10 protein-coding genes and 1 pseudogene are annotated in these 12,183 nt (G+C 44.8%); all 11 read left to right on the forward strand.

Annotation, left to right across the window (positions count from 1 at the left end):
* Positions 1-351, forward strand: a 351-nt coding sequence (locus ABCM67_RS13620; RefSeq protein WP_342992924.1) for a hypothetical protein, incomplete at its 5' end; no start/stop codon positions are given.
* Positions 352-724: 373 nt separating this feature from the next.
* On the forward strand, positions 725-3,343 hold the full coding sequence (locus ABCM67_RS13625; protein ID WP_250789791.1) for a cation-translocating P-type ATPase: 2,619 nt from the start codon (positions 725-727) through the stop codon (positions 3,341-3,343).
* Between the two features lie 2 nt (positions 3,344-3,345).
* Entirely contained in the window at positions 3,346-4,560 is a 1,215-nt protein-coding gene (locus tag ABCM67_RS13630) for an AI-2E family transporter (RefSeq protein ID WP_288245473.1), read from the forward strand.
* A gap of 58 nt (positions 4,561-4,618) precedes the next feature.
* Entirely contained in the window at positions 4,619-5,032 is a 414-nt protein-coding gene (locus ABCM67_RS13635) for an EamA family transporter (protein WP_288245474.1), read from the forward strand.
* A gap of 47 nt (positions 5,033-5,079) precedes the next feature.
* Positions 5,080-7,053 (forward strand): bifunctional UDP-sugar hydrolase/5'-nucleotidase, encoded by a 1,974-nt coding sequence (locus ABCM67_RS13640; protein ID WP_288245475.1) that lies wholly within the window; start codon positions 5,080-5,082, stop codon positions 7,051-7,053.
* A gap of 7 nt (positions 7,054-7,060) precedes the next feature.
* Positions 7,061-7,171, forward strand: a pseudogene (locus ABCM67_RS13645) (helix-turn-helix domain-containing protein); the annotation flags it as partial.
* A 235-nt stretch (positions 7,172-7,406) separates the two neighbouring features.
* Positions 7,407-8,141, forward strand: coding sequence for a class I SAM-dependent methyltransferase (locus ABCM67_RS13650; protein WP_178744468.1), 735 nt, complete (start codon positions 7,407-7,409; stop codon positions 8,139-8,141).
* The gene (locus tag ABCM67_RS13655; RefSeq protein WP_288245476.1) at positions 8,122-9,213 is read left to right on the forward strand and encodes a hypothetical protein; all 1,092 of its coding nucleotides are present in this window, start codon (positions 8,122-8,124) and stop codon (positions 9,211-9,213) included. The genes ABCM67_RS13650 and ABCM67_RS13655 overlap by 20 nt, the downstream gene beginning before the upstream one ends.
* A gap of 4 nt (positions 9,214-9,217) precedes the next feature.
* Positions 9,218-10,150, forward strand: a complete 933-nt coding sequence (locus ABCM67_RS13660) for a DMT family transporter (RefSeq protein WP_110102703.1) — start codon at positions 9,218-9,220, stop codon at positions 10,148-10,150.
* 231 nt (positions 10,151-10,381) lie between these two features.
* A complete protein-coding gene (locus ABCM67_RS13665) occupies positions 10,382-10,918 on the forward strand; it encodes a nitroreductase family protein (protein WP_015525501.1) in 537 nt (178 codons plus the stop codon).
* Positions 10,919-11,130: 212 nt separating this feature from the next.
* On the forward strand, positions 11,131-12,159 hold the full coding sequence (locus ABCM67_RS13670; RefSeq protein ID WP_021652865.1) for an alpha/beta hydrolase: 1,029 nt from the start codon (positions 11,131-11,133) through the stop codon (positions 12,157-12,159).
* The last annotated feature ends 24 nt before the right edge of the window (positions 12,160-12,183 follow it).

The raw sequence follows: 12,183 nt of genomic DNA on the forward strand, positions 1-12,183 counted from the left end.
GGTGCTTATATTCTTCTGAAAAAATATGGCGATGATACAGATACAAATAAAATCCATCCGGCAGTAGCCATGGGCGGCTGTGTGATCTCTGTTGTAATATTGCTGCTCCTGATCGTGCCCGGTTCTCCTGCATTCATGGCTCCACAGTCCTTTGCAGCACTGATCGTGTGGGTGTTGATGGGAGTTACCTTCTATTTTGTTTCAAAGAAAAATTTTGCGAAAATCACTAAGAGAGAAATGGATTATCTGATTCTTGGAAATGTGCAGGTAGTTCGAGGACTGAGAAAAGGAAAAGATCAGGGAAGAGTTGTACAGGGAAATATTGTGGCTGATCAGAGTAATAAATCTTAAAAGGTAATAAAACGGCTGCAGGCCTATAATACTTTCAGGGTAACGGAAAGACTCCCACTCAAAAAATGGGAGTTTTTCTGTTACCGGAGTATCATATTTGCAAGGTGTGATTTATAAAGTATCTTGACAGAGGTACCGATCCTGTTATACTATTAAAACTGATAAAGGGGAGTAACCTACGTTTGGAAATCTGCGTTTGCAGTGTCGTCAGTACGGTGGAAACATCCGGCGCTGCAGGGAAATGGTGAGACTTTTATTGCATTTTTTGTTGTGCAATAAGGGTTTCTTTTTTTATATCCTTTTATCAAAAAAATCCTTTATTGCATAAAAAAATTACAGTTGGTGAATATTTGCAAAAAAGGAGGCAAAGGGAATGAAAGAAATTTATCAGCAGACAGCAGAAGAAGTTCTCGAGCGTGTGGAAAGCAGGGAATCAGGGCTTACCGATGAACAGGTTAGACGGTCCAGAGAGAAGTGCGGATGGAATGAGCTTGCAGAAGGAAAGAAAAAAAGTATTTTGCAGATCTTCTTTGAACAGTATAAGGATTTTCTGGTGCTGATCCTGATCGCATCGGCAGTGATATCCGGTATGCTTGGAGATGTGGAAAGTGCAGCAGTTATCGTGATCGTTATTACGATCAATGCGATTTTGGGAACTGTGCAGACAGTAAAGGCTGAGCAGTCCCTGCAGAGCTTAAAGAAGCTTTCCGGACCGGAGGCAAAGGTATTACGTGATGGTGTGGCGGTACAGCTCCCGGCAAGAGAACTGGTTGTAGGAGATGTGATCCTTCTTGAAGCAGGTGATATGATCCCGGCCGATGGAAGATTGATTGAAAATGCAAGCCTTAAGGTCGATGAAAGTGCCCTTACCGGAGAAAGTCTTGCGGTTGAAAAGAGTATGGACACTATTTTGGAGGAAGCACCGCTTGGTGATCGGACAAATATGCTGTTTTCCGGAAGCTTTGTCACATATGGGCGTGGCAGAGCGGTTGTAACGAATGTAGGAATGCAGACAGAGGTTGGAAAGATTGCGGGACTTCTGAAATCGACTTCGGAAAAACAGACGCCACTTCAGGCGAATCTGGATGATTTTGGAAAGAAGCTTTCCATTCTGATCCTGATATTTTGCGGAATTCTGTTTGCGATCAGTGTATTCCGCGGTGAGAAGATCAGCAGTGCATTTATGTTTGCAGTAGCACTTGCAGTCGCAGCGATTCCGGAAGCCTTAAGCTCCATCGTGACGATCGTCCTTTCTTTCGGAACACAGAAGATGGCAAAGGAGCACGCGATCATTCGTAAGCTTCAGGCTGTGGAAGGTCTTGGAAGCGTATCTGTTATCTGTTCGGATAAGACCGGAACACTCACACAGAACAAAATGACAGTAGAAGATTATTATATTGATGGAAAAAGAATCACAGCAGATGCAATTGATGTAGCAGATCCGGCGCAGAGATGTCTTTTGGACTACAGCATTTTATGTAATGATTCAACAAATGAAAATGGAGTGGAGATCGGAGATCCGACGGAAACGGCATTGATCAATCTGGGCAGCCGGTACGGAATCGAGGCTGCTGGTGTAAGAAAGCTTTATCCAAGGGAAGGAGAGCTTCCCTTTGACAGTGACCGTAAGATGATGTCAACACTTCACAGAATTGATGATGAAAACCGGATGATCGTAAAAGGTGCGGTTGACCGGCTTCTGGAGCTGACAGACAGGATCTGGACAAAGGACGGAGTTCGGGAAATCACAGAAGCAGATAAAGAAAAGATCCGGCGCCAGAATCAGGAATTTTCAATGGAAGGGTTACGGGTACTGGCATTTACCTATCGTGAAATTCCGGAGAAGCATGTATTGACGACAGAAGATGAGAACCATCTGGTATTTCTTGGCCTGATCGCTATGATGGATCCGCCGAGGGAAGAATCAAAGGCTGCAGTTGCAGAATGTATAAAAGCGGGGATTCGGCCGGTCATGATCACGGGAGATCATAAGATCACAGCAGCGGCAATCGCAAAAAGGATCGGGATCCTACATGATCTGTCAGAGGCCTGCGAAGGTGCTGATATTGAAAATATGAGTGATGAGCAGCTGAAGGAGTTTGTCCCGAATATTTCTGTGTATGCAAGAGTGTCACCGGAGCACAAGATCCGTATTGTCCGTGCATGGCAGGAGAAGGGGATGATCGTGGCAATGACCGGAGACGGTGTGAATGATGCTCCGGCATTGAAGCAGGCAGATATTGGTGTTGCAATGGGAGTGACCGGAACCGAGGTCGCAAAGGATGCCGCAGCAATGGTGCTTACAGATGATAATTTTGCAACAATTGTAAAAGCAGTGGAAAACGGACGAAATTTATATCAGAATATCAAGTATGCGATCCAGTTTCTTCTGTCAGGAAACTTTGGTGCGATCCTGGCAGTTCTTTGTGCATCCCTTGCAGGACTTCCGGTTCCCTTTGCACCGGTACATCTGCTGTTTATCAATCTTTTGACAGACAGCCTTCCGGCGATCGCATTAGGCGTGGAGCCGCACAGCAGTGAGGTGATGAATGAGAAACCAAGATCAGCAGACGAGTCAATACTGACAAAGGATTTTCTTGGTAAAATCGGTCTGGAAGGACTGGTGATCGGTATGATGACGATGATAGGATTTTTGACAGGATATCATCAGAATGGTGCACTGCTTGGCAGTACTTATGCCTTCGGAACACTTTGTCTGGCACGTCTGTTCCATGGATTCAACTGCAAATCGGATCATCCGGTTATCTTTACAAAACGTTTCTTTAATAATAAATGGCTTCAGGGAGCATTTGTACTTGGGGCAGTACTCATTACCGTTGTACTGACGGTTCCAGGATTTCATCTCCTGTTTAAAGTAGAGACGTTGGATCTGATGCAGCTTGGCTGTGTATATCTGTATGCGTTTGCAAGTCTTCCGATCATTCAGCTGCTTAAATGGATACGCATGAAATTAAGAAAAAGAGGAGAATGATAGTGGATATAAGTAAAATATCTGTAAAAAAAATCCGGGAGCTTATTGTGTTTACAACATTTCTTGTGGTCGCTCTGTGGAAGTTTGATGTGGTACTCGATGTGCTGAAAGCAATATGGGGGATCGCATTTCCTTTTGTACTTGGCGGAGCGATCGCATTTGTGACCAACGTGCCAATGAGCTTTTGGGAAAAGAAAATTTTTGGAAGGGTAAAAAAAGAAAATAAGATAGGTGTAAAACTGGCAAGACCGATAAGTCTTTTCCTTACGATCGTATTTGCGGTTGGCGTGATCGTACTGGTGATGTTTGGTGTGATCCCGCAGCTTACGCGGACAATGGGAACTCTGATGATGAGTATCGCTGATTTTATTCCGCAGATGCAAAGCTGGATCCGGGAATTCTCCCATAATAACCAGGAAATCATGAAGCTGGTAGATCAGGTACAGTTTAATCCTGATCAGGCGATCAAGTGGGGGATAGGCCTTCTTGGAAACGGTGCAGGAAATATGATGAATACCACAATGTCAGCAGTGGGTTCCATAGTCAGTGGATTGGCAACCTTTTTTATTGCTTTTTCATTTGCCTGCTATGTCCTTTTTCAGAAGGAGAAGCTGCATGTGCAGATCCGAAAAGTATTTTTTGCCTTTCTCCCAAAGAAAAAGGCAGATGCTTTTCTTAAAGTCTGTTCTCTGACTTATCGGACATTTGCAAATTTTCTTGCAGGCCAGTGTCTGGAAGCTGTGATCCTCGGCTGTATGTTTGTTGTGATACTGAGTATTTTGAGGATGCCATATGCACTTTTGATCGGAGTTTTGATTACGTTTACCGCATTGATTCCGATTTTTGGGGCCTTCATCGGGTGTGCGGTGGGAAGCTTTTTGATCTTTATGGTAAATCCGAAACAGGCAATTTTATTTATTATAGTATTTCTGGTGCTGCAGCAGATAGAGGGAAATCTGATCTATCCTCATGTTGTGGGTGAATCCGTAGGGCTTCCGTCAATCTGGGTTCTTGCAGCAGTTACGATCGGCGGAAACCTTATGGGAATTGTAGGTATGCTTGTTTTCATTCCGCTGCTTTCCGTGTTCTATACTATCTTTCGGGAATTCGTATATCTGCGCCTGAAAAAAAAGCATATCAAACAGGTGACAAAGACAGAAATAGAGGAATATACGGCGGAGGAAATTGTAAATAGTGACATATCAGAGGGGAAATGATATGATGGACTTGTATTGGGATAGTTAAGAAAATCTTATATTTAAGGGGGGAGTTACTATGTGGTTTGTGTTTGCCTTGCTGTCTGCTGTATTTGCGGCGCTGACCTCCATACTGGCCAAGATAGGTATTGTCGGTGTTAATTCGAATCTTGCAACAGCGATTCGAACGATGGTGGTGCTGGTTATGGCGTGGGGAATGGTTTTCCTCACAAATACCCAGGGCGGGATCGCAGCGATCAGCAAAAAAAGCTGGCTGTTTCTGACCCTTTCAGGTCTGGCAACAGGTGCTTCGTGGTTATGCTATTATCGTGCCCTGCAGATAGGCGATGCATCCAAGGTTGTGCCGATAGACAAGCTGAGTGTCGTGATCACACTGGTACTGGCATTTGTTTTTTTGCATGAAAAATTCACAGCAAGATCGATGATGGGATGTATTTTGATCGGTGTGGGAACATTATTGATGGTTTTGTAAAAATGCATAAGAATGCATAAGAAAACTATATACAAAAGGAGAGTGTTATGAAAACACGAAAGAAAATTTCAGCAAAGCTGCTGGCGATCATGCTTATTGCTGCATTGCTGCTTCCTCTTGCATGGAATGTTCCGGTGGAAGCAGCCGAGGCAAAACAGATCGATGTTTTGTTCAGCCATGATACACATTCGCATTTGAACAGCTTTTCAACCATCGTAGATGGAGAGCAAAAAGAAGTTGGCGGATTTGCAAGGATCAAAACTCTGATCGATGAAAAGAAGCAGGAAGATCCGGACACCCTGGTGCTGGATGGCGGCGATTTTTCCATGGGAACACTGATCCAGACTGTATACGATACGGAGGCGGCAGAGCTTCGGATGCTGGGATATCTTGGGTATGATGTGACGACTCTGGGGAATCATGAATATGATTATCGTTCAAAGGGACTGGCAAATATGCTGGAGGCCGCGAAGGCTTCCGGTGAGACAGTGCCGGCACTGGTAGTGTGCAACGTGGACTGGGACAGCATGGAGCAGGATGGATTAAGCGATGGTCAGAAGCAGATCCGGTCGGCATTTGAAGCCTACGGTGTGAAGGATTATGTAGTAGTTCAAAAGGGAGATGTAAAGGCTGCAGTAGTCGGTGTGTTCGGTAAGGATGCCCTAGAATGTGCACCGACCTGTGAATTAAAGTTCAAGGATCCGGTTGAGGCCGTAAAACAGACAGTAGAAAAGATCCGAAAAAATGAAAAAGTGGATATGATCGCTTGTGTGTCCCATGGAGGAACCTGGGAGGATGAGAACAAATCGGAGGATGAGATCCTTGCAAAAGAGGTGCCGGATATCGACTTGATCATCAGCGGACATACGCACACAGAGCTGAAAGAGGCAATTCAGCATGGGAACACATATATCGTATCCTGCGGCGAATACGGAAGAAATCTGGGATCACTTTCCATGACACAGAAACAGGACGGACGGTGGGAGCTGACATCCTATGAGCTGATCCCTGTTTCTGAGGATGTAAAACCGGACCAGGCGACACAGGAACAGATCGATGCCCTGATGGATACGGTGGATAAGAATTATCTTGCCGATTTCGGCTATACAAGGGAAGAGGTTCTTGCTGAAAATGATGTTGAATTCAACAGTCTGGAAGAAATGGGCACGAAGCACGAAGAGTTGAATCTTGGTGATATCATGTCCGATGCATACATATATGCAGTGGAAAATTCCGAGTATTATGATGGTGATCCGGTTGATGTAGCCGTTGTTCCAAGCGGAACCGTGCGGGATACATACACAAAGGGCGATATCACAGTAGAGGATGTTTTTAATTCCTTTTCACTGGGAATCGGAAAGGATGGTGTTGCCGGATATCCGCTGATCAGTGCATACCTGACCGGAAAGGAGCTGAGGCTGGTAGCGGAGGTGGATGCTTCTGTATCAGATTTTATGACAACGGCAAGGTTATATTGCAGTGGATTGAATTTTGCATACAATCCACATCGGATGATCCTGAATAAGGTGACAGATTGTTATCTCACCAGGGCAGACGGAGAGCGGATCGAGATCCAGGATGACAAGCTGTATCATGTTGTGACAGATCTGTATACCGGCCAGATGCTTGGTTCAGTGATGAAAATGTCCTATGGACTGCTGTCTCTTGAACCGAAGGACAGTGATGGAAATCCTATTGAAAATCTGGAAGATCAGGCGATCATGGAGGATGACAAGGAATTAAAGGCCTGGGATGCGATCGCAAGATATATGCAGTCCTTTGAGGATACAGACGGCGACGGAATTGCCAATGTGCCGGAATATTATGAGACGACACATGGACGTAAGGTTGTGGAGGACAGCAGAAATATCATTGATCTGGTGAAGCAGCCGAATAAGTTTTCGGCAATGATCGCAGGTATTTGTCTGATCTTTATCGTGATCATTGTGCTTGTGGTATTTCTGATCCGAAGGATGATCCGCAGGATCAAAGTCAGAAAAGGAAAGAGAAATTCAAAATAAATATACGGCTGAGATCGTTAAGGTCCGTAAGTCGACGAAATCCCACGTGTCCTCTTCTCTGAAAAATCTGGAGAGCAGAGGTCTGATCGAAAGGATCCAGAGTGCGGACAATGAGAAGCCTGATGATCCCAAAGACCTGTGCATATATGTGGATCATTGCAATGGGACTTCAGCTTCTGTTTTAGGACAGCAAGCATTAAGTAACCGCCTGACTATGGATCAGACATTGGATGTCCGCAGCGTATTTTGGTACGTCTGCGGACATCTTTTTTTGAGATGAATTGCAATTTCTTTTGTAAAATTGTAGAATGAAAGAGCTTATGAAAAAGAGTCATGAAAGAGAGAATCGGGAAATGAATGATAAAATCGCAGTCTGTCTTGGAAAGGGCGGACAGAGAGATATGGCGGAAGCCTTTTGCAGGAGGACCGGAGCGCAGCTTCAGGATAAGCCGGGAGATTTTCTGACGGTGAGGTTTGATTCCAGGGGCGTTTCGCTGTCCGGTTTCGGGCTGACCTATCAGGGGGATTTTGTGGAGACGATGCTTCACAGAGTTACCAGAGGCAGACTTCAGCATGAGATGCTGGTGAAGGCGGTGAAGTCAGATAAGGAGGGAAGGAAGGCCATCGATGCTACGGCAGGAATGGGTGAGGATGCCTTTCTTCTGGCAGCCCAGGGCTATGAGGTGACGCTGTACGAGCAGAATCCGGTGATCGCAGCCCTTCTTAAAGATGCCATTCGCCGTGCCAAGAAAAATATGGATCTGAAAGATATTGCCGGTCGTATGAAGGTGATCGAGGGAAACAGTGTAGAAGGTATGTCAAAGCTTCTTGATCCTGTAGACGTGATCTATCTGGATCCTATGTTTCCGGCAAGACAGAAATCCAGCCTGATCAACAAGAAACTTCAATTGATCCAGAAGCTGGAACCACCGTGCTCCGGGGAAACGGATCTTTTTGATGCAGCTATCAGGGCAAATCCGGATAAGATCATCGTCAAGCGTCCGCTGAAAAGTGAATGTCTTGCCGGTCGGGAGCCGTCTTATACATTGAAGGGGAAGGCAATACGATATGACTGCTATGTATTATAAAGTCAGACACTATCAATACAAAAATCGAATCGGAAATCTTAAGTCTGAAGCTGTAGGCGTGGTAAGCGGGGAAAAACATTTCCCCATATTTCCTGGAAATATGATTTTCAAGCCATTGACGAAATCCAAACCATTTTCCACGCCACTGTATGCTTATGCAGAGGTGTTCTGGTCAACGATCATTAATGAATATTTTATGCCTGCGCCCAGGTATGAACTGGCCATCTGTGAAGGGTATGAGGCAGTAAATGAAAAATATCTTGACTACGGAACGGCAGTACCCATGGCCTATAAAGAAGGGGAATCCCTTTTGAATCTTCTGGAGTTTTTCAGGAAATATCCGGATGAAAAGGTAGATATAGATAATTATGTAAACTATTGCCAGATGTTTTATGATTATAGAGACATTTTTGAAGCTGATTTTTTGCAGAAGCATCAGGAAATGGCGGAACAGCTTGCCATGCAGGTACTGATCTCTGTCCTGAAGGGAGACCAGAATTATCATTATGAAAATGTAGCATTTCTCTGTGATAAAGATGGCGGGATCATAAGTCTTGCACCTATGATCGATCATGAATTTTCCACGTATTTTATGTTTCCGGACGATATTTCCCGTCATGTATACTGGCTGATGGAATTAAGCAAATCCATCCGAGGATGGGAAGTACGGCCGGGGGAATATGATAATTTCAAAGATCCGGAAGAACGGAAGCTAATGGAAAAAAGTGCCACCTGTATTCATAAAAATCTCCTCTATATAAAAGAACATTATCCGCAGACAACGGAAGAATTTCTGGATAAAGCAGAAAAACTGAAAACAGCATTGACGGAAGCTTCAGAGGATTTTCTGATCCGGGGAAATACGGAATATCCGGACTGTGCGGATTCCAGCGCCTGGCTGATTGGAAAAGCCAGATACAAGGATAAAGATGAAGAGAAAGCCAGCGCTTATGAGGTGGAATTATGCGGAAAGGGGAAAAAGCTTGATTTCCGGGACGTAAGTATCAGCGCAATAAATGAAATAAAAGCTGTGATCAGTCAGATGGAAGAAGTTTTGAGAAAGAGAGAATAAACAAATGGAACAAACAAAAACAATATTAAAAAAAACCTGGGTGGTGGCAGCGCTTGCCTGCGTCTGCTGTCTTCTCTGGGGGAGTGCGATCCCGCTGATCAAGACAGGATACCGTCTGATGCAGATGGATTCTGCAGATACGGCAAGTCAGATCGTTTTTGCAGGTGTGCGTTTTGCACTGGCAGGAATCCTTGTACTGATCTTTGCATCTTTGCGTGAGCGCAAGGTTCTGCTTCCGGATCGAACTGTTCTGAAATATGCGGTGCCGGTATGTATAGCTCAGACGGTATGTCAGTATTTCTTCTTTTATATAGGTGTGGCACATACCTCCGGTGTAAAAGGCGCTATTATCACAGGTCTTGGGAATTTTATTGCGATCCTGCTGTCCTGCCTTGTTTTTCACAAGGAAAAAATGACCGGGCGAAAGATGCTCGGCTGTATCCTCGGTTTTGCCGGCGTGGTCGTGATCAATCTCATGGGAAATTCTCTGGATGCAGGTTTTAGGCTTACAGGAGAAGGATTTATTCTGATCGCGCAGTTTTCTTACGGAATGTCCACGGTGCTGATCAATATTTTTTCCAGAAAGGTATCTCCGGTGGTACTCAGCGGAACGCAGTTTACCATGGGCGGGATCATTCTGTTCCTGATCGGAAAAGGGATGGGAGGACATTTCGGAGTGGTAAATGCCGCCGGTATCGGGATCATCTTTTATCTGGCAATGGTGTCTGCAGTGGCCTATACACTGTGGTCAGTGCTGCTTGCCTGGAATGATGTATCCAGGGTAGCGATCTTTGGCTTTGTAAATCCTTTGTTCAGTGTGATCCTGTCTGCACTGGTTCTGGGAGAGGTACGTCAGGCATTTAATATGGGAAGTCTCATCGCACTGTTTCTTGTCTGTGTGGGAATTTATGTGGTAAATCAAAAAAAATCTTCATAAGTGGTATTGCAGTTATTGTTCCCAGGCAATATTTTTTGAAGCGTGTTGCTGAGAACGGAGTGAACAGTAACGGTCGCAGAATGAACAGTAACGATGCCGGAGTTTTGAAATTGATTTCAATACGGCATTGTGTTAAAATAGCTCCATAAAAAGTGTGAACATAAAAATCCATGCCGGAATAACTGCAGGATCCGGAAGCAGATCCTGCACCGGACAGTAAGGAGGAAAAATATGGAATTTCAGAAACTGATCGAAGAGAGAAGGACCATCCGTAAATACAGCCCGGAGAGCAGGATCACAAAAGAAGATCTTCTTGCAGTGATCCGGGCCGCTCAGGAAGCACCCAGCTGGAAAAACTCCCAGACCGGAAGATATTATTGTGTAATGTCCGAAGAGATGGTGGAGAAGGTCAGCAGAGAATGTCTGCCGGAAATGAACCAGGCAAAAGCAGAGAATGCCTCCCTGATCGTTACAACCTTTGTACATAACCATGCCGGATTTCAGAAAGACGGAACACCGGATAATGAGCTTGGAAACGGCTGGGGCTGCTATGATCTGGGACTTCAGAACGAGAATCTGATCCTGAAGGCAAAGGAGCTTGGATATGGAACCCTGATCATGGGACTTCGTGCCGGAGACAAGCTCCGTGAGATCCTTTCCATTCCGGAAACAGAAACGGTAATGGCAGTGATCGCCATCGGAAAAGCAGCCGAAGAGCCTGCAAGACCGAAACGTAAAGATGTGGAAGATATTGTGAGATTTTATTAAATAATAGAAGAAATGCCCGGTACATATCAAAATGTTCGGGCATTTTTTAATGGAAATTAAAGAGCAAAATGGTCTAAAAAGGATTGCCTGGAAGAGTGAATTCTGTTATCCTGTAAGAAAACAGCTGTGACAACATGGAAGGGTTTTGAAAAGCAGAGTTTGGGAGAAGCAAAAAAGCAATACAGTAAAAGCAAGGGAGGTTTTTAACCAATATGCAGATCATACATGAAAATGAATACGAAGAAACCATGAAAAATATCGTAATGCCATATCTTCTGTCTCACAGAAGGGAACTTTATGTACCGGGTGCGGATTATCCGTTTCGTAACGAAAGCAAACGGATCACAGGTAAGATCCATATGCTGCAGTATCTGTCTGATATTGATATGCCTAAAGGTGTGGTAGTCATCAGCCACGGATTCACAGAATCAGCAGTAAAATATGATGAAGTGGCCTATTATTTTCTTAAGGAAGGCTATCATGTATATATTCCGGAGCATTGCGGCCATGGCCGCAGCTATCGTCTTACCGCAGACCCGTCTCTGGTCCACATCGATACATGGAGAAGATATATCCGCGATTTTCTGAAAGCATGCCGCTACATAAAGAAAGCACATCCGGATCTGTCACTTAACTTGTATGCACATTCCATGGGTGGAGCCATCGGTGGTATTGCTGCAGCCTGGGAGCCGGACTGGTTTCACAAGGTGATCCTTTCTTCTCCGATGATCCGTCCTCTTACAGATAATGTTCCGTGGCCGGCAGCCACCGGCATAGCTCTGGAGAAATGCATTTTCGGAAAAGATGAGGAATATGTAGCTGGCCGAAAGCCTTACGATGGCAGCGGTTCTTTTGAGACAAGCTCCGCAACATCAAAACCAAGATACGAGCGATACAAAAATCTCCGTGCAGAACATAAGGAGCTCCAGACCTGGTCTCCATCCTACGGCTGGCTCTGGGCTTCTGCGGAAATGAGCTGGTATCTGCGTCTCTACGGATGGAAAAAATATACGGCACCAATGCTGCTCATCCAGGCCCAGACGGAAGATCTGGTGTCTGTCCGTGCCCTGAAAAATTTTGCCGGAAAGATCAATCGCCAAGGAAAAACAAGCTGTGATTATATCCATATGATCGGAACAAAGCATGAGATCTATGGAAGCAGAGGTAAGATCCTGGAGAAATACTGGGGATATATATTTACATTCCTGGACGATACGGAAAATGATATTGATCACAGATAAGTATTTTTACTACAGGTATATCAC

Source organism: Blautia sp. 2227st1_G12_2227SCRN_220401 (assembly GCF_039062885.1).
GTDB classification, from domain to species: domain Bacteria; phylum Bacillota; class Clostridia; order Lachnospirales; family Lachnospiraceae; genus Blautia_A; species Blautia_A fusiformis.

Excerpts from the sequence above, each read along its gene's own strand:
- ABCM67_RS13665 (WP_015525501.1), top strand. The coding sequence starts at position 10,382 with ATGGAATTTCAGAAACTGATCGAAGAGAGAAGGACCATCCGTAAATAC.
- ABCM67_RS13660 (WP_110102703.1), top strand. The coding sequence starts at position 9,218 with ATGGAACAAACAAAAACAATATTAAAAAAAACCTGGGTGGTGGCAGCG.
- ABCM67_RS13640 (WP_288245475.1), top strand. The coding sequence starts at position 5,080 with ATGAAAACACGAAAGAAAATTTCAGCAAAGCTGCTGGCGATCATGCTT.
- ABCM67_RS13670 (WP_021652865.1), top strand. The coding sequence starts at position 11,131 with ATGCAGATCATACATGAAAATGAATACGAAGAAACCATGAAAAATATC.
- ABCM67_RS13655 (WP_288245476.1), top strand. The coding sequence starts at position 8,122 with ATGACTGCTATGTATTATAAAGTCAGACACTATCAATACAAAAATCGA.
- ABCM67_RS13635 (WP_288245474.1), top strand. The coding sequence starts at position 4,619 with ATGTGGTTTGTGTTTGCCTTGCTGTCTGCTGTATTTGCGGCGCTGACC.
- ABCM67_RS13650 (WP_178744468.1), top strand. The coding sequence starts at position 7,407 with ATGAATGATAAAATCGCAGTCTGTCTTGGAAAGGGCGGACAGAGAGAT.
- ABCM67_RS13625 (WP_250789791.1), top strand. The coding sequence starts at position 725 with ATGAAAGAAATTTATCAGCAGACAGCAGAAGAAGTTCTCGAGCGTGTG.